Genomic DNA, 17542 nt, shown 5'->3' on the forward strand with positions numbered 1-17542 from the left:
CCTGGACGAGTTCGTCTTCCGCTTCAACCGCCGCACCTCCAGCTCTCGCGGGATGCTGTTCTACAGGCTGATGCAACAAGCCGTGGTCACCGATCCGGTGACCTACGCCGACATCGTGCTGCCCGCCGAAAAAGCCGCTGAAATGACCTAGTGGAGCTAAGCGGATACCCCTTATTTTCATACAGCACATTAGAAAATGCAAGGGCTAAGTCCTGAGTTTCAACATCGTTGATTAGGTCAAACGCGCTTATTAGCTGTACAGCAAACAAGGCCAGCCTTGTTACCCCAACGAAGCACCGACAAGACGGTGCCTCACTGAACCTGAGCTTGGGCGAGGCCTGTTGACACTTTCATTTCATAGAAAAGGCCGAAAAAAGCCAGCGAGCTGCGGAATTTTCGAAATCGACGGATTGCAATGGTGCCTCGGAACCCGCATGGATTAAGGAAAGGGACTGAGTGTTGACACTTTCATTTCCAAAATGTTGTCAACTTCATTTCGCCGGACGATAGCCGTGGTGATCGAGTGAATAACTTGGATGGTGACATTTAACATAATATACATCGTGGAACATACAATCAAGGTCCACAGCTCCCGCCCAAAACCCGCCAAGCCCGTGAAACCCGCGCCATGCTTAGCTCTCGCTTCAAAGTCCTGTGCGCTGACGCTGGCCTGTCCATCGACGAGGCCGCGAAGCTTCTTCACGTCACGCCCCGGACCGTGCGGTACTGGTTTTCCGGGAAAGTCACGGTCCCGTATGCGGCCTACAAGCTGGTGCGGGTGCTGCGCTGGTTTGAGCTGCCGGGGCCGGCGTGGCGCGGCTGGCACTTCCATAGCGGCAAGCTCTGGACGCCTGAGGGCCACGGATTCGAGCCTCACGACGCCAACTGGTGGTCCTTGCTGGTCCGCCAGGCCCGTTCCTTCAGAACCATCTATGAGCGGGAATCAGCCATGCGCCAAGCCTTGCGGGCGGGACGGACAGACGCACCGGTCCGGCAGGCGGTGGCCGAAGGCTCGCCAGACGGCCGGGGCGAGCTGGTCGAGCCCACCGGCATGGCCGGTGGGGCGGCGCAGCCGCCCCGCTTAATTTATCTTAAGAACACTACTGGACATAACACGTCAAACCGGGCCTCCACCATTGGGGAAACCTCCAAAACCATCGCATGGCAAATAGCCCACGGAATTCCACATCATGAAAAACAGGGGGTTTCGGTATGAGTGGCCTGGCTGGCGTGGCGCCGGACGTTCTGGAAGAAACCCGTGGGGCCTGCGCCTGGCTGCATGGGATCGCGGTGGACTCAGAGTCGCTCGGGACGGCTCCTGAGGGCGTTGCGGACTGGCTGGAACGGCTCGGGATGGCCTGCGCTGCTCAGCTCCAGGCGACTGGCCACATGCCCAAAGGTGGCATCCAGTGACCGGCCCAGGGTATGGGGGCAGGCCCCCATGGGAGCAAAGCGAAACGGGTCCCGTCTTAAGGCTCAGGGCGCACATCGGATGTTTGGACGCGGCTGCGGCTGTGCGCTTAAACCCGCCCTCCTTCGTGCCATGTCAAACCGGTAACTCAGTTACGAAAACCAGAACAACTTGCATTCTGGTGTGGACAACTGCCAAAAAATTTAACTCAAAGTGAAGAAATTTCCAATGAAATCAACACCTTACAAAACTATACATCGTGGAATATACAAGGCAGATCCAAAACAGCAAAACTTGGTCCGGCTGCTGTTTCAACGCCTTCTCCGATTCACCATTTGCCGGTGGCTTGCCGCTTGCGCACGGCTGTCGCGATGATATCCATGGATTCAGTGCGGCTGACGCGCTGGGCAAAGCCGATGGCGGTCAGGCCTTGCTGGTTTTTCAGCAAGGGATCGGCGCCGGCGTCCAGCAGCAGTTTGACCGCGGGCGTGGTGCCGTATTGCGCGGCCATCATCAGCGGTGTGGTGCCGTTGGGTGATTCGGCGTCGATGTAGGCGTGGTTTTCCAGCAGCAGGTTCATGATGGCCAGGTGCCCCTTGCTGGCGGCGTAATGCAGCGGTGTCCAGCCGGTCTTGTTGACGTCGGCATCCCGCTTGATCAAAGCGGCCACCATTTCAAGCTGGCCCTTGATCGCGGCCAGCATCAGCGGGCTTTCGCCATTGGCATTGAGCGCGTTGACGTTGGTTTTGGGCCAGTCCAGCAGGGCCTGGGCGGCCTTCAGCGATGGCTCCTGGATCGCCAGGTACAGGCCAGGCTGGCCTTTGGGGTCGACGGTGTTGGCATCAAAACCACGGGTCAGCAACTGGCGGATGACGCCCGGGTTGTCCTGCGTGATGGCTGCAAAAAAGTCTTCATACGAGCCGGCATTGACTGTAATAAACCCAGTAACGACAAATAGATAGACGATTTTTTTAAAGTGATTGATGAGGTATGTTTTCATGCCATGACTCCCGAAAAAAGCCGTTCGAAGTTGCGGCTGGTGGCCTCGGCAATGGCTTCCACCGGCATCTGCCGGATCTCGGCGACCTGCCTGGCCACGTAAGGAACATAGGACGGATTGTTGGTTTTGCCGCGGTAAGGCATGGGTGCCAGGTAAGGGCTGTCGGTTTCGATCAGGGTGCGGTCCAGCGGCACAAAACGGGCCACTTCGCGCAGGTCGGCGGCATTCTTGAAGGTCAGGATGCCGGAAAACGAGATGTAAAACCCCAGGTCCAGCGCGGCCCGGGCCACTTCGGCGGTTTCGGTGAAGCAGTGGAAAACCCCGCCGGCCCGCCCTGCTCCGCCGACGGTTTCACCCTCTTCCTTCAGGATCGCCAGCGTGTCTGCGGAGGCACTGCGGGTGTGGATCACCAGCGGCTTTTGGGTCTGGCGCGCGGCGCGGATGTGGGTGCGAAAGCGTTCGCGCTGCCAATGCATGTCGGCGATGCTGCGCTCGCCCAGGCGGTAGTAGTCAAGCCCGGTTTCGCCAATGGCCACCACCTTGGGCAAGGCGGCGCGCTGCACCAGGTCGGCCAGGCTGGGCTCGGTCACACCTTCGTTGTCGGGGTGCACGCCGACGCTGCACCAGAAGTTGTCGTAGGTGGTGGCCAGCGCATGAACGGTGGGGAACTCTTCGAGCGTGGTGCAAATGCACAGCGCGCGGTCCACTTGGGCCTGCGCCATGGCTTCGCGTATCTGCGGCAACTGGGCCTGGAGCTCGGGAAAACTCAGGTGGCAATGGGAATCGGTGAACATCGGCAAGGCTTTGTTGGGTGTGAAAAATGGCTGTAGCCCATACCAGACGGGCGCAGTCAGCTATCAAAAATAAAGCAGCCCGGGCAGGGCCTGCAAGGGCCTAGATCGTCTGCGTCGGACGGTCGGAGGCCAGGTGGGCACCGAGGATTTCCTCGATCTTGATCTTCAGCAGGCGGGACTTTTCGTCGTTGGGGAAACGCACGCCCACGCCCTGGGTCCGGTTGCCGGAGGCCCGCGCCGGGGTGACCCAGGCCACTTTGCCCGCCACCGGGTAGCGCTGCGTGTCTTCGGGCAAGGTCAGCAGCACATAAACGTCGTCGCCCAGCTTGTAGTCGCGCGCAGAGGGGATGAAAACGCCGCCTTCGGTGAACAGCGGAATGTAGGCGGCGTAGAGTGCGGCTTTTTCGCGGATCGCCAGCTGGATGACGCTGGGCCGGGCGGCGCTGGAACTGGTGGCGGTGGCACCGGCAGCACCGGGAGAACCAGCAGGAGGCGTTGTACTCATGCGCCTAGTTTATCGGGTTGACCGCCGGGCTGTCAGCAAGAAACAGCGCTTATTTTGCATTGAGAGCCAGCTGCGCGCGGCTGACCAGCGCTTCGAGCATCAGGCCGGGATTGTAGGGGTGCTCCACGGTACGCGCCGTGGCGGCCAGCTCCTTGGCCCAGGCGCCCAGCGCGGCAAAGCCGGGGCCGGCGCCCGCGCCAGCCGCACCGGGTTTGCCGGCTGGCTGCACCGGCAAGTCCCCGTGGCGAAAAAACCGCGGTTCGGCGCCGGCCCGGGTGGCCAGCATGTCGTGGCAGAGCTTTTGCAATGCATCGACGGCCTGGGTCGGCCCGAAGTCGCTGAGCGCCCCGACCTCGCCCCGGGCCATGGCTTTGGGCAGGGCCTGCCAGTGCTGGGCGATGGCGCTGCTCGGTCCGGCCTGCGCGCGTTCCAGCGCATCGGCGGGCCGGCCACCGGCGGCGGCCAGCAGGGTGTGCAGGTCGGCGGCGGCCGGCAATTTGCCGGCCTTGCCTTCCGGCCCCGCGCGCCCGGCCAGCCAGGCCAGTGCCTGGTCAAAATCCGGCCAGTGCATGGTGTGGCCCTGGCAGCGGCTGCGGATGGTGGGGAGCAACTGGTGCGCGGCCTCGGTGGCGAGGATGAACTGCACCGCACCCGGCGGCTCTTCCAGCGTCTTGAGCAGCGTGTTGGCGGTGATCGCGTTCATGCGTTCGGCCGGGTAGACCAGCACCACCTTGGTACTGCCGCGCGAACGTGTGAACTGCGTGAACGTGACGGCCTCGCGCGCGGCGTCGACCTTGATTTCCTTGCTGGGCTTGCGTTTCTTGCTGTCCAGGTCGTCCTGGGTTTTTTCGTCCAGCGGCCAGCCGAGTGCCAGCGACAGGGTTTCGGGCATGAGCATGCAGAGGTCGGCATGGGTGTGGACATCGACGGCATGGCAACTGCCGCACACGCCGCAGGCGCCCTGCGCCGTGGCCTGCTCGCACAGCCAGGCCCGTGCCAGTGCCAGCGCCAGGTCGAACTGGCCCAGGCCGGACGGACCGCTGAGCAGCCAGGCATGGCCGCGCTGGGCCAGCAGGGTTTGCAGCTGGGTCTGCAGCCAGGGGGCCAGGGGGGGGCTGGGCGCGACGGAATCGCTGGTCATCAGAGCCAGCCCTTGCCGGTAAACACACTATGCACCGACTGCCACACGGCCTCGCGTGTCCGGTCGGCGTCAATGCGGGCAAAACGTCCGGGGTCGGCGGCCATGCGGTCGGCGTAGCCCTGGGCCACACGGCGGAAAAATTCCACCGGCTGGGCTTCGAACTTGTCCGGCACGCGGGCGCCGGCCAGGCGCTGGGCGGCTTTTTCGGGCGGCAGGTCGAACCAGACCGTCAGGTCGGGCTGGACAATCGCCGCAGCTTCTCCCTTTTGGCCAAGTTCATGAACAAAATCACGCCCCAGCCCCCGTGCATCCTGCGCCCATAGCTCCAGTTTTGATAGCACGTCGAGGTCGAAGCCGCGCCCGCCGCCCTGGTAGGCAAAGGTCGCGTCGGTGAACCGGTCGCACAGCACCACATCACCGCGTGCCAGTGCCGGAACGATCACGGTGGTCAGGTGGTCGCGCCGCGCCGCAAAAATCAGCAGGGCTTCGGTCAGCGGGTCCATCACGTCGTTGAGGATCAGGGCGCGCAGCTTCTCGGCCAGCGGCGTGCCGCCGGGTTCGCGGCTCAGGGTCACGGCCCTGCCCTGCGCCCGGAAAGCGTCGGCCAGCGCGCTGATGTGCGTCGATTTCCCGGCGCCGTCTATGCCTTCGAAGCTGATGAAGAGGCCAGGAGCGACACGCGAGGCGGCGCTCTCCCAATCAGCCAGGGCCGCGGAACCGGCCTTGGCCTGTCCTGAGCCTGTCGAAGGGCCGGGCCGCAGGCGCAGCGCCCCCTCGGGGGGCAGCGCATTACGCGAAGCGAAAAGCGTGGGGGCCATATTTCAGCGCTGGTATTTGTTGACGGCGCGGTTGTGCTCGTCCAGGCTGCTGCTGAAATGGCTGGTGCCGTCGCCGCGCGCGACAAAATACAGGGCCTTGGTCTGGGCTGGCTGCACCGCGGCCAGCAGGGCCGCCTTGCCGGGCATGGCAATCGGCGTGGGGGGCAGGCCGGTGCGGGTGTAGGTGTTGTACGGTGTGTCGGCCAGCAGATCGCGCTTGCGCAGGTTGCCGTCGAACTGTTCTCCCATGCCGTAAATCACGGTCGGGTCGGTCTGCAGCATCATGCCGATGCGCAGGCGGTTGCTGAAAACCCCGCCGATTTCCGGGCGGTCCGAGGGTTTGCCGGTTTCCTTTTCAACAATGCTGGCCAGGACCAGGGCTTCATCGGGCGTCTTCAGGGGCGTGTCCGCGCTGCGCAGGGCCCAGGCCGCTTCCAGGCGTTTGTCCATCGCGCGGGCCGCGCGTTTGAGGACGGCCAGGTCGCTGGAGCCCTTGGCATAGGTATAGGTGTCGGGGAAAAACCGTCCCTCGGGATGCACACCGGGCTTGCCCAGCTGCGCCATGACGGCTTCCGCGCCCAGCCCCTGGGTGTCGGGTTTGAGGGCTTCGGCCTTTTGCAGGGCTGCGCGCACCTGGCGGAAATTCCAGCCTTCGACCAGGGTCACGCTTTTGAGGCTTTCCTCGCCGCGGACCAGCATGCTCAGCAGCTTGCGTGGCGTGGTGCCCGGCGTGATCTCGTAACTGCCGGCCTTGATCTGGCGCGCCTGACCCGAGAGGCGAAACCAGGCATAAAGCAACACCGGCTGCACATCGACGCCGCTGGCGGCCACGACGCCGGCCACGCGCTGGGCGGAGGTGCCGGGCTCGATCTCCAGGTCCAGCACCAGGCTGCCGGGCTGCGGCTTCAGGGTCAAGGGTTCGTGCAGCCACCAGCCGACGGCACCAAACACCACCAGACCGGCGAGAAACGCCAGCACGAGCAAACTCATCAAGAAACGACGCACAACCCTGTTACCTTCCGGAAAACGATGGGTCTATGATAATTCAGCCCATGTTGACCCTCCCTTCCGATTCCCCTCCTGTTTCCCTGCCATTGGCCACCCTGCCGTCCGGCGTTGCCGAACTGACGCACCTGGGTGTGATCCGTGTTGCCGGCGAGGAGGCCGCCAAATTCCTTCAGGGCCAGCTGACGCAGGACGTGGCGCTGCTGGGGCTGACCGCAGCGCGCCTGGCCGCTTTCTGCAATGCCAAGGGCCGCATGCAGGCCAGCTTCATTGTTTTCAAACGCAGCGAGCACGAGATCCTGCTGGCCTGCAGCCGCGACATCCTGCCCGCCACCCTCAAGCGCCTGTCCATGTTTGTGCTGCGTGCCAAGGCCCGGTTGAGCGATGCCACGGCGGAGTACACCCTTTGCGGGCTGGCTGGTGATGCTATTGAAACCATAGCTGGCGGCGCACATCCTGCCTGGGCCAAGCTTGATTTGGATGCGGCAAACCTGGTGTTCCTGTATCCCGGCGCCGGCCAGCCGCGCGCCCTGTGGTGCGCCCCGGCCGGCACCCCGGCGCCTGCGGGCCCGGTGTTGCCGCTGGCGCGCTGGCACTGGCTCGATGTGCAGTCGGGCATCGCCATGATCACGCAGCCGATTTTCGAAGCCTTTGTGCCGCAGATGCTCAACTACGAGTCGGTCGGCGGCGTGAGCTTCAAGAAAGGCTGTTACCCCGGCCAGGAAATCGTGGCGCGCAGCCAGTTTCGCGGCACGCTCAAGCGCCGCGCTTACCTGGCGCACACCGACGGCACGCCGCAGGTGGGCCAGGAGGTGTTTCATGCCGCCGACGCGGAACAACCTTGCGGCCTGGTCGCGGCCTGTGCCCCGCACCCGGCGGCAGGTTTTGATCTGATCGTGTCCATGCAGACCGCCGCTGCGGCCGATGCCGACGGCGGCCGACTGACCCTGGGCAATGCCACCGGTCCAGCGCTGGCGCTGCTGCCCCTGCCCTACCCTTTGCTTGAAGACATCTAGTGCGTCGCGCTTACGCCGGAATTTTCCGCCGGGCCGCCCCAAGGGAAATTAGCCCCCTCGGGGGGCAGCGTATTACGCGGAGCGAAAAGCGTGGGGGCCATGAATGTGCCTGATCGCCTTTGCCATTGACGCTTCGCCGCGCTGGCCGCTGGTAATCGCTGCCAACCGCGATGAATTCCTGAACCGGCCCACGGGGCCGCTGGCGCGCTGGACCACCGATGCGGGCAAGGAAGTGATCTCCGGTCGCGACCTGCGCGCCGGTGGCACCTGGCTGGGCCTGAACCCCGGCGGGCGGATGGCGATGCTGACCAATGTGCGCGAGCCGCACCCGGTGGCCGGCGAACGGTCCCGCGGTGAGCTGGTCATGCGCTGGCTCGAAGGCGGGATGGATGCCAGCCAGTTCATGGCGCAGACCGACAGCGCGCTGTATGGCGCCTTCAACCTCGTGCTCGGTGACTTCCAGTCGTCGGCCTGGCATTGGCTCACCAACCAGTCCGACGCTAACGGCAGGCCGGTTGAGGGCTGGCAGTCGTGCGCGCTCCAGCCCGGTGTTTACGGCCTGTCCAACGGCGCGCTGGACACGCCCTGGCCCAAAACCCGCGCGCTGAAAACAGCGCTGCGCCAAGCGCTGGATTCCGACAGCCAGGAGGACCTGCAGGCCGGACTCTGGTCCGCCCTGCAGAACAGGCAACGCCCCGGCGACGAGCAACTGCCGCGCACGGGGGTGCCGCTGGCCCTGGAGCGCGCGCTGTCGAGTGTGTTTGTCGAATTCCCCGAGCACGGTTATGGAACGCGCAGCAGCACGCAGCTGGTGGTGAGCCGCGGCGGCACCGGCGATGACGGCCACCGCCACGACGTGCTGATTCAGGAACAGACTCACCTGCGGCCCGGTGGTCTGGCCGATGCTCCCGCGCAGGCAGCTTTTCGCCTGCACTGGAGCGCAGCGGCTTAAAGCCGTGTCAGGTACGCAGCCGGAATTTTCTGCCGGGTCGCTTCCTTTTCCCTGGTCGCGTCGGGGCTGGCCGCCAGCGCTGCGCGGTAGGCCTCCAGCGCCAGGGCGTCGTTCTTCTTGTGTTCGGCGTAGATCCGTCCCAGCTCCAGCAACGCCTCCACTTGCCCCTCCGGCCAGCCCTGGTTGCGCAGAGTCAATCCGTTGATGGAAAGGTCGTAGTCCTGCGTGCGCAGGCCCAGGCTCACCGCGGCATTGACGAGGTTGTAGTCGTAGAAGCCTTCGTCCAGGTAGCGACGCGCCAGCTTCGCGGCTTCCGGTTCGCGTCCGGCATGGGCCAGCACCAGCAACTCCAGCCCACGCACGGCCGGGGACTCTGGTTGCAGTTTCTTGCAGCGCTCCAGAAACTCCAGTGCCTTGGCGTGTTGGCCAAGCTGGGAATAACCGCGCACGAGATTGGACAACATTGCCACCACATGCGGCCTGGACTCCACCACCGACTCCCAGATCCAGATTGCGTTGTCCCAGTCCCCCCAGCGCGCCAGATGGTCCGCGACCATGGGGGTGATCTTGCGGTAATGCGGGTTGATCCTGGTGCCCTCATCCATCAGAATCAGCATCTCGTTTTTGCTTTTATTCCAGCGCGGGTTCGTGGGGTCGCCGGACTGCGAGATCATGAGAGCCCGCTTGACGGCGGTGATGATCTTGTATTCACTCGCGGCTGCCTGCTGGCTGATATAGCCGGCAAGCATCAGGCAAAAAATGCTGGCAAAAAAGCCTGCCCGTGAAAATGCCGGCCGCCAGGGCAGTGGGCTGCTCCAGCCCCATCGGGACGCACCCCGCCGAGCATCGGAAGCGGCAAGCAGGGCCAGACCCGTGGCAAAAATGGCACCCGTCGACGCCAGCCGCCATGGAAAACCGGCGTTGCTGACCAGCAGCAGCGCCAGCAAACTGGTGAGCAAAATGGCGCGTGCCCCAGCATCGGAGGGGCCACCGGCTCTCCGGTCCTGAAATGTATCCCAAGCCGAGAGCAGCAGGTAGCCGAACAAGCCCATCAAGGTGATCCAGCCGACAAGGCCGTATTCGGCGATCAGCTGAAGGCTTTCGTTGTGTGCGTAGTAGTCGGTTTCCAGCGGCGAGTCTGCAGTCTGGTAAAGGGGGGAGTCGACTTCCCACGCCCCTGCCCCGACCCCGCTGAAAGGCCGGTCGGCAATCATGCGCCCTGTGGCCTTCCACATGATCAGTCGCACCGAGACAGAGCCCGTGGCAAACGCCTGCTCGTTACTGAGTTCGTGGGCCACCGAGGCACTGCGGTAGATGCTGCGTTCCAGAGCGTTGCTCCCGCGCTGTTCGCCCGCAATGCTTGGGTTGCCGGTGTCGATCAGGCCGAGACCGACCACCGTGCCGAACAGAACCATGAGTGCCAGCGCACGCCAGACGGGGGACCAGCGCGAAAAATTGAACTGCCGACGGTAGATGAAACCGATCGCCGGCAAGACCATAAAGAGCATGAACCAAAAGGTGATGAGCGCCGAGCGGGTGCCGGTCATTAACAGGGCGACCACGATAAAGCCTGTGCTGAAGGCCATCAGGACAATCTGCGACAGGCGCTGCGACTGGGCCAGAAGATAGACGGAAAACGGGATGGCGCACACCGCCATTTCCGCGAAAAAATTACGGTTGGCAAAGGTCGAGGCGGGGTTGGGGCCTTGCGGAAAATAGCTGAAATTCACCCAGAACTGCAATGCTGTCCATAGCGAGGCCATGGCGGCTCCCCAGTGGATGCCCCGGGCCAGCAAGGGCAGCGCAGCCGGTGAAAACGTGTTCAACCCGAGCCACAGCAGCAGGCTGAAAACAAACCAGCGTATCGCCTCCACGCCGGCCAGATAGGTATGGGACCAGGCCATGCTGCCAAGGGCATAAGCCATCAGGATCAGCGGAAACCACATCAGGACATGCCAGCGCAAAGGCTGTTGGCGCTTGCGCTGGTGCCAGAAAAACAGCAGCGCTGCGGCCAGGGTCATCAGCGAAACCACCATCGATTTCAGGGTGTCCTGCACCATTTCCTGAAAAGGAACGCCGATGGCCGGCACCAGAAACAGCATGGCCGCCAACACGGCGACCGCGGCGCCGCTCCGAACCTCACTGGTCGCCGGGGAAGTGATCGCTTGTCTGTGCGACAACGGTTGGTCCAGGGAAAGCAGCACATCGGCCCCCGCCGTGAGGGCGGCCGGTTTGCCGGTGGAAGCTCTCTTTTTCTTGGCCATGGAACGTCAGTTTTCGTGCTTATGGGGTGCGAAGGGGAAAGTACCTTGCCCCCTCTGCTCTGTATTGTCACCGGGCCATGCGCAGGCCTCAGAGTTGGCGAAACATCTCGATGTGGGCAATGGCCACCTCATCGAAAGGCTCGCCGCGCGGTGTGAAACCCAGCCGGCTGTAAAAACCCTCGGCGCTGCGCTGGGCGTGTAGCAGCACCTCGGTGTCGCCGCGCTGCCGGGCCTGGGCCATCAGGGCGTGCAGCAGTTCGCGTCCCAGGCGGGTACCCCGGAGCACCCGGCTCACGGCCATGCGCCCGATTTTCCCGGTGCCGGGGGCGTGTTGCAGCAGCCGGCCTGTGGCCACCGGCTGGCCCAGGCCGTTGTAGGCCACGGCATGCACGGCACTGTGGTCGGCTTCGTCCCATTCCATCTCCAGCGGAATGCCCTGCTCTTCTATGAACACTTCGGAGCGGATGGCCCCCGCATGGGTGCCGAGTTCGGCCCAGGAGCCCAGCTTGAGCGTGACCATGGGCTCGCCGGCTTCGTAGGCGGTCAAAATGCGGCGCAACCCGTCGGGCACCGGCCGGGAGGTTTGCGTGACCGGATCGGCAAACACGTAGATCAACTCGCCGGTGATCAGCAACTGCTCGCCACGGAAGATGGCGCCGGTGAACACCATGGACGAGGTGCCGATGCGCGAGCACTTCATGGCGACGTCGAGCTGGTCGTCACAACGGGCCGACGCATGGAATTCGACGGTGGCTTTCTTGACATACAACTCGCCGCCCAGCTGCTGCATGGCCTGTTCATACGGCAGGGCCAGCGCGCGCCAGTAGTCGGTGACCGCCGTGTCGAAGTACATCAGGTAGTGCGCGTTGAAGACAATTTTCTGCATGTCCACTTCGGCCCAGCGCACACGCAGGCGGTGAAAAAATCGGAAATCCTGTCGGTTCATGAGTCAATCTCTTTCAAAAAAGCACGGCGCAAGGCACCGGCCGCGTCGGCATGGGCTTGCCGCGCCTCGGGAAGGATGCGGCCCATCTTGATGAACTCGTGGGTGACGCCGCGGTAAATTTCCAGGTCGACCGCCACGCCGGCCATTCTCAGTTTGTCGGCATACATCACGCCTTCGTCGACCAGCGGGTCGCATTCGGCCAGACCCACCCAGGCCGGCGCCACGCCGTCCACATCGGGCGCATTCAGGGGCGCGAAACGCCAGTCGTCGCGGTCGGCCGGGCCGCGCACATAACGGCTGAAAAACCAGTTGATCTCGCGCTCCTCGAGCACAAAGCCGCGTGCAAACTGGCGGTGCGAGGGCGTGTCCTGGTGCGCCGAGCAGCCGGGGTAAAACAGCAGCTGCAGGGCCAGCGGCAGACCGGCATCGCGGGCCAGCACCGCACACATGGCAGCCAGCGTGCCACCGGCGCTGTCGCCGCCCACCGCCAACCGCTCACTGTCCAGCCCAAGCCTGTTCGCGTGGGTTGCCAACCACTGCAGCGCATCCTCAGCGTCATGGGCAGCCGTCGGAAACTTGTGCTCGGGGGCGAGGCGATAGTCCACCGACACCACCGCACAGCCCGCCAGGTGGCTGAGCTGGCGACACAAAATGTCATGCGTCGCGATGCTGCCTATGGTGAACCCGCCGCCATGGAAATACAGCAGCACCGGCAACACCTCGGCCAAAGGCGCGTACAGCCGGGCCGGCAAGGCATGGCCGTCGCGCGCCGGGATGCTGAAGTCTTCGATACGCACCAGTGCCGGTCTGGGAATTTCCAGCACGCCGGCACCGGCCTCGTAGGCCGCGCGGGCCTGGGTAGCCGTCAGCGTGTGAAACGCCGGGTGCCCTGCCCGCCCCATGCGGCTGATCACGTCGCGCATGGCGGGTGTCAGCAGGGCGTGTGCAGCCTGTCCCCGCATTTACCGGAAGGCCAGAAACATCGGCCGGGCGCCCGCTATCGCCAAAGTGACCATCATCCGGGTCTGCATGCAAGTCAAGAAAGTCTCCAGCCGGTAAAGTAGCGTATTCAGGTTGGGGCAGAAATACGCCAACCGCCCTGCATCGTACAACGCCGAAAGACAGCAAACCATGGCCTTCATTTACTACGTCACCCAGATCCAGTTCGAGTATGGCGCGGTCAAGCTCCTCAAGCAGGAATGTGAACGTGTGGGCATCAGCAAGCCGCTGGTCATCACCGACGCCGGGGTCAAGGCGGCCGGCGTCCTGCAAAAAGCACTCGACGCCCTGCCCGGCATGACCGTGGCGGTGTTCGACCAGACGCCCTCGAACCCGACCGAAGCCGCCGTGCGCGCCGCAGTCGCCGTGTACAAGGCCCAGGGCTGCGACGGCCTGATCGCCGTCGGCGGCGGCTCGGCGATCGACTGCGCCAAGGGCGTGGCGATCGCCGCCACCCATGAAGGCCCGCTCAAGACCTACGCCACCATCGAGGGCGGCTCACTCAAGATCACCGACCGCGCGGTACCGCTGATTGCCGTGCCCACCACCAGCGGCACCGGCAGCGAGGTGGCGCGCGGCGCCATCATCATCCTGGACGACCACCGCAAGGTCGGCTTCCACTCCTGGCATCTGGTGCCAAAAACCGCGATCTGCGACCCCGAACTGACACTGGGCCTGCCGGCCAAACTGACGGCGGCCACCGGCATGGACGCGATTGCGCACTGCATGGAAACCTTCATGGCGCCCGCCTTCAACCCGCCGGCCGACGGCATTGGCCTGGACGGCCTGCAGCGCGGCTGGGCCCACATCGAGCGCGCCACCAAGGACGGCAGCGACCGCGAGGCCCGGCTCAACATGATGAGCGCATCCATGCAGGGCGCCATGGCCTTCCAGAAAGGCCTGGGCTGCGTGCACAGCCTGAGCCACAGCCTGGGCGGCGTCGATCCGCGCCTGCACCACGGAACGCTGAACGCCATGTTTTTGCCGGCCGTGGTGCGTTTCAACGCGAGCGCCGAGTCGATCCAGAAGGAAAACCGCCTGAACCGCATGGCGCAGGTCATGGGCCTGGCTTCAGGCAGCGATATTCCCGAAGCGATCCGGGACATGAACGCCCGCCTGGGGCTGCCCAAGGGCTTGGCCGAGATGGGCGTTCAGCGCGAGCAGTTCGACCAGATCATCGTGGGCGCGATGGCCGACCATTGCCACAAGACGAATCCGCGGATTGCGACGGCGCAGGAGTATGCGGAGATGTTGGGGGATTCGCTTTGAGCGGTGCTCGCGTAAGACTGGCAGACCGCTCAACTTCGGTAGACAACACGTTGAGGTCTTCATAGTTGCCTTCCGGAAAGCGTCACGTTCGCATATGCTGCTAAAAACTGGTGGCATTCACCCGCCCGTGTGTGTCAAAGACTCATTGAAAAAATCAACCCTCCTCGAAGTAATCAGAGTCAACACGCTTGACCACGTAAGAAGCTGACGCCGAAACACCCACATCAAAATCGATCATTAACGCAGACAACGCCTTGCCATCAATGAGTACCACCTTTGTGTCGATTCTTGAGGCATAGTCAATCGCATCGGCTGTGAAAGTTGATGTAGTGATGAAGACGCCTTTCCTCGCGCGCTGGCCTTGAAGTGCACCAACAAACTTTTGAATTTCAGGGCGTCCGACCGATCCTTGCCAGCGTTTTGCCTGAATGAAGATCGTGTCCAAGCCAAGACGATCTTCCTTGATGATTCCGTCGATACCGCCATCGCCGGTCTGCCCAATTCGCTCACCCGCATCGCGCCTGGAACCGCCATAACCCATCTTCACAAGCACATCAACAACAAGCTGCTCGAAAAATACTGGAGAGCAACTCAGAATTACAGCAAGCAGTTCCTGCGCGAGTTGCTCACGCAAACCTTGGTAGGCACGCTCGATTTCCTCCTCTGGGGTGACAGTAGGGGATGCATTTAGCGCAGTCGGCTCCGAAGCCGTTGTGTTCTCGTTTGTTTTCTTGGAGATTTCCCTGAATTCCACGAACTCGGGAAACTGCTCCAAAAACTTTCCGTCGATTCGGACTGGATTTGTTGACAGAACTTTGAGTCCTCTATCAGTGATCTTGAATACGCCACGCTTAGGCGCCTCGATGAGGCATGCCTTTTTTAAGTATGTTCTTGCCCAGCCGATCCTGTTTTTGAAGACTCTCTGCTGCCCACTTGCTAGCAGTTCGGCGCGCTCGGTGGCGGACAACTGGAAATACTCACCCAGCGATTCCTCAGCGTCGCGAAGGGAATGTTCCTCGCTATCGCCGAGAAAACGTAGAAATGGGAGCATGCAGGTTTGGTAGTCTGGAATAGCCATGCCCAGAGGATAACTGCACTAAAGCTTTGGTAGCAAAGCTAGTGCTTTGCCCTACGGCTTTCCGTAATCGGCACAGCCTGCTCGGCGGGAGCGGTCGGGCAGTGCTTGGTCTCATAGTCCTGAATAAGCGCGACCATCGCCTCAAAGTGCGATCCGGCATCACTGCCAACCTCGGGCTCGTTCTCAAAGTACGGCGCAATCAGTTGTAGCGCAGCTCGGTAATCGGCTTCGGTGTAAATCGGGCGAACAACGGGCGTCATGGGCTGCACAAGTAAAGCCCAACACGGTCCGTCGTCCACGTTGCGACGCCTGTTCCGAAAAAGTCCGCGTCTTCGGTCCATACCGGACAACCAATGGTCATGGCACATGCAAGCACCGGCCAATCATCGGCATCGCGGATGGCGATTCGCTGCAGGGCCTGCTCCTGCATGCCGGCGTAAAGTTCTAGCTCAATGGCCTGGACTATGCCCTCGAGGCCATCCAGAACAGCCATGGCCGCGGAACCCATAACGCCCCGCTTTTCCAGCAACGCTGGCAGGTACTTTCGGGCATCTGCATAGGCCGCGTCGGGGGCGAAGAACTTGACGGTCGAAGCGTTTTCAAGAATCAGCTCCCGCACCCGCCTTCCCAACACGGCCCGGATCAGGATGTTTGCATCCAGGACGATGGCTTTGCTGCTCATGCAGTCCTGGCTTTTGCCTTTTTGGCTTGCGTTGCTTTTTTACGGGCTACCTTGAACTCTGAGACCACCTCATTGACATCAACGCCGTGGGTTTGCAGCAGCTGATCCAGGACTTCGCTGGCTTGCTTCAATGCCGAAAGGTCTGCGCCCACCTGGCCCTGTGTCGGAATGAAATAGCCTACGGTCTGGCCGTGGCGCGTCACGGCCACCGGGGTGCTGGAGGCGATGTACTCCGCCAGGTCAGCACGAAACTCCCGAATGCCAACTTTGGTCGTTTCCATGTGGTGATACCTCCTTGCTGCGTGTGGTTCGCACTTTGCGAATCATTGTGTACACATTATGCGCTGCCCTTCAGTCGATCACAAGTACCGCCAGCAGGGGTTACGGCGTGGCCGAAACCCTTCGAGGCCGCCGCGGCGCCCGTTAAAGCGCCTCCACCCGCCCCATGTCCGGCCGCAGCAGCCATTCCTGAAATTCATCGGCCAGCTGCCGGCTCGCCGCCACTGCCGTGCTCCAGGCCTTGATGCGTCCGGGCAGGTCGGCGCCATAACGGAGAAAGTCGTTGCGATCGGGCAGCTTGTGGTTAGGCAGGGTCTGGACCCAGGCCGGGTCGGGCGCCAGCAGCAGCATGTTGTCGAGGAAGTGCGTGGCGCCGTGGCGCCATTTCAGGCCCTTGTCGAGCCAGCCGGGCACCACGGCTTTCTGGAAGTGCGGGTACAGAACCAGACCCGGAGATTTTGAGTCATTTTGGCCTCCAGCCCCCGCGCTATCTGCGTCAGACGCTATCAAATCAGAAGCGTAGTTGAGGTGCAGGTGATAGTCGGTGATGCCGCCGTCCCAGTAGGCGCCGGGCGGTGCGTCGGGAATGTTGTGCACGGCCTGGAGCATGAAGGGAATCGAGCAACTGGCCTGCAGCGCGGGGTTGAAGTTGGCCTCGGTCAGTGCCAGCTGGCGCGTGCGGTAGTCGCTGGTGGCAAAGGGCAAAGGCGCGCCCTGGCTGGAAAACACCACGCGCTCCAGCCAGGCGCCCATGGCCTTGCGGCGCAGGGTGTTGGTGAGGAATGCGCCCAGGTAGCCCAGCGGCGTGCCCAGGCGGTGTTCACGCCTCAGCAGGTGGCGCCCGCGCGAGGTGACGATGTGCAGGCGGTAACGCGGGTGCTGCAGCACCTGCTGCACGCGGCCGCCGTAAAAGTCCTGCAGGCTCTGGCCGAACTGCTCGCTGACGTGCTGCGCGCTGGGCCGCTTCTGGCCGGGCTGCCAATCGAAATGCTGCCGGATGTAGTCGTCTTCCAGGCGCTGGAAGGCCGCCACTGGCTCATCCAGGCAGGCGGTCGCCATGCGCCAGGCGCCTATCGATGCGCCGACCAGGTGCACGGGCTGGCTGCTGCCCGCCAGCCAGTCGCCGAAGATGAAGCGGTCCAGCGGCCCCAGCACCAGGCCCTTGGGCCCCCCCGCCGCGCCCGGCACCACACGCACATCCTGCGGACGCATGCCGTGTTTTTCGATGTGGCGTCGGGCCTGGGGGCCGGCGTAAAGGCGTAGGGCTTGCATGGACGGATCGCGGTTGCTATGGTTTTGGTAGCTGCTGGCGCCCGTGGTGATTGATCCAGATGCCGATTTGACACCAAAAACCGGCGCGCTGCAGCCTTCTGCGCGACAAAC

19 protein-coding genes and 1 pseudogene are annotated in these 17542 nt (G+C 63.1%); 6 read left to right on the forward strand and 14 right to left on the reverse strand.

The window, feature by feature from the left end:
• The 3 genes and pseudogenes from B7G52_RS07895 to B7G52_RS07905 all read left to right on the forward strand — a co-directional run.
• Positions 1–151: pseudogene (locus B7G52_RS07895) on the forward strand (IS1595 family transposase); the annotation flags it as partial.
• Between the two features lie 477 nt (positions 152–628).
• On the forward strand, positions 629–1216 hold the full coding sequence (locus tag B7G52_RS07900) for a VC1465 family Xer recombination activation factor (RefSeq protein ID WP_096697075.1): 588 nt from the start codon (positions 629–631) through the stop codon (positions 1214–1216).
• Positions 1213–1413, forward strand: coding sequence for a hypothetical protein (locus B7G52_RS07905; protein ID WP_096697076.1), 201 nt, complete (start codon positions 1213–1215; stop codon positions 1411–1413). Before B7G52_RS07900 ends, B7G52_RS07905 begins: the two co-directional genes overlap by 4 nt.
• 326 nt (positions 1414–1739) lie before the next feature.
• On the opposite strand, the gene B7G52_RS07910 is transcribed toward B7G52_RS07905, so the two are convergent.
• From B7G52_RS07910 to mltG, 6 genes are all read right to left on the reverse strand, one after another.
• Positions 1740–2411 carry an ankyrin repeat domain-containing protein gene (locus B7G52_RS07910; protein WP_096697077.1) on the reverse strand — a complete coding sequence of 224 codons (672 nt, stop codon included), beginning with the start codon at positions 2409–2411 and terminating at the stop codon, positions 1740–1742.
• Positions 2408–3205, reverse strand: coding sequence for a TatD family hydrolase (locus tag B7G52_RS07915; RefSeq protein WP_096697078.1), 798 nt, complete (start codon positions 3203–3205; stop codon positions 2408–2410). The genes B7G52_RS07910 and B7G52_RS07915 overlap by 4 nt, the downstream gene beginning before the upstream one ends.
• Before the next feature lie 100 nt (positions 3206–3305).
• Positions 3306–3710: a PilZ domain-containing protein gene (locus B7G52_RS07920; protein ID WP_096697079.1), complete on the reverse strand. Its 405-nt coding sequence runs from the start codon at positions 3708–3710 to the stop codon at positions 3306–3308.
• Positions 3711–3759: 49 nt separating this feature from the next.
• The gene (locus B7G52_RS07925; protein ID WP_096697080.1) at positions 3760–4851 is read right to left on the reverse strand and encodes a DNA polymerase III subunit delta'; all 1092 of its coding nucleotides are present in this window, start codon (positions 4849–4851) and stop codon (positions 3760–3762) included.
• Complete coding sequence (gene tmk, locus B7G52_RS07930) at positions 4851–5669, reverse strand: dTMP kinase (RefSeq protein WP_096697081.1); 819 nt, start codon at positions 5667–5669, stop codon at positions 4851–4853. Before tmk ends, B7G52_RS07925 begins: the two co-directional genes overlap by 1 nt.
• 3 nt (positions 5670–5672) lie before the next feature.
• A complete protein-coding gene (mltG, locus tag B7G52_RS07935; protein WP_170954714.1) occupies positions 5673–6674 on the reverse strand; it encodes an endolytic transglycosylase MltG in 1002 nt (333 codons plus the stop codon).
• Positions 6675–6721: 47 nt separating this feature from the next.
• Between mltG and B7G52_RS07940 the strand changes: the two genes are divergently transcribed.
• The gene (locus B7G52_RS07940; RefSeq protein WP_096697083.1) at positions 6722–7690 is read left to right on the forward strand and encodes a folate-binding protein YgfZ; all 969 of its coding nucleotides are present in this window, start codon (positions 6722–6724) and stop codon (positions 7688–7690) included.
• A gap of 103 nt (positions 7691–7793) precedes the next feature.
• The gene (locus B7G52_RS07945; protein ID WP_096697084.1) at positions 7794–8642 is read left to right on the forward strand and encodes an NRDE family protein; all 849 of its coding nucleotides are present in this window, start codon (positions 7794–7796) and stop codon (positions 8640–8642) included.
• Here the strand turns inward: B7G52_RS07945 and B7G52_RS07950 are convergent.
• The 3 genes from B7G52_RS07950 to B7G52_RS07960 all read right to left on the reverse strand — a co-directional run bounded on the left by B7G52_RS07950 (position 8639) and on the right by B7G52_RS07960 (position 12775).
• Complete coding sequence (locus tag B7G52_RS07950) at positions 8639–10906, reverse strand: O-antigen ligase family protein (RefSeq protein WP_096697085.1); 2268 nt, start codon at positions 10904–10906, stop codon at positions 8639–8641. The two genes, B7G52_RS07945 and B7G52_RS07950, sit on opposite strands and share 4 nt — an antisense overlap.
• An 88-nt stretch (positions 10907–10994) precedes the next feature.
• Positions 10995–11852, reverse strand: a complete 858-nt coding sequence (locus B7G52_RS07955; protein WP_096697086.1) for a YbgC/FadM family acyl-CoA thioesterase — start codon at positions 11850–11852, stop codon at positions 10995–10997.
• Positions 11849–12775 carry an alpha/beta hydrolase gene (locus tag B7G52_RS07960; protein ID WP_240523366.1) on the reverse strand — a complete coding sequence of 309 codons (927 nt, stop codon included), beginning with the start codon at positions 12773–12775 and terminating at the stop codon, positions 11849–11851. The genes B7G52_RS07955 and B7G52_RS07960 overlap by 4 nt, the downstream gene beginning before the upstream one ends.
• A gap of 208 nt (positions 12776–12983) precedes the next feature.
• Here B7G52_RS07960 and B7G52_RS07965 point away from each other — a divergent pair, with 208 nt between their 5' ends.
• On the forward strand, positions 12984–14120 hold the full coding sequence (locus B7G52_RS07965; RefSeq protein WP_096697088.1) for an iron-containing alcohol dehydrogenase: 1137 nt from the start codon (positions 12984–12986) through the stop codon (positions 14118–14120).
• 154 nt (positions 14121–14274) lie between these two features.
• Here B7G52_RS07965 and B7G52_RS07970 read toward each other — a convergent pair whose 3' ends face one another.
• From B7G52_RS07970 to B7G52_RS07990, 5 genes are all read right to left on the reverse strand, one after another.
• A complete protein-coding gene (locus B7G52_RS07970) occupies positions 14275–15198 on the reverse strand; it encodes a restriction endonuclease (protein ID WP_096697089.1) in 924 nt (307 codons plus the stop codon).
• Between the two features lie 38 nt (positions 15199–15236).
• On the reverse strand, positions 15237–15458 hold the full coding sequence (locus tag B7G52_RS07975) for a hypothetical protein (RefSeq protein WP_096697090.1): 222 nt from the start codon (positions 15456–15458) through the stop codon (positions 15237–15239).
• The gene (locus tag B7G52_RS07980; RefSeq protein WP_096697091.1) at positions 15455–15880 is read right to left on the reverse strand and encodes a PIN domain-containing protein; all 426 of its coding nucleotides are present in this window, start codon (positions 15878–15880) and stop codon (positions 15455–15457) included. Before B7G52_RS07980 ends, B7G52_RS07975 begins: the two co-directional genes overlap by 4 nt.
• Positions 15877–16161, reverse strand: coding sequence for a type II toxin-antitoxin system Phd/YefM family antitoxin (locus tag B7G52_RS07985; RefSeq protein WP_096697092.1), 285 nt, complete (start codon positions 16159–16161; stop codon positions 15877–15879). Before B7G52_RS07985 ends, B7G52_RS07980 begins: the two co-directional genes overlap by 4 nt.
• Positions 16162–16303: 142 nt before the next feature.
• A complete protein-coding gene (locus B7G52_RS07990) occupies positions 16304–17431 on the reverse strand; it encodes a patatin-like phospholipase family protein (RefSeq protein WP_096697093.1) in 1128 nt (375 codons plus the stop codon).
• Between the last annotated feature and the right edge of the window lie 111 nt (positions 17432–17542).

Source organism: Polaromonas sp. AER18D-145 (assembly GCF_002379095.1).
GTDB lineage: Bacteria > Pseudomonadota > Gammaproteobacteria > Burkholderiales > Burkholderiaceae_C > Polaromonas.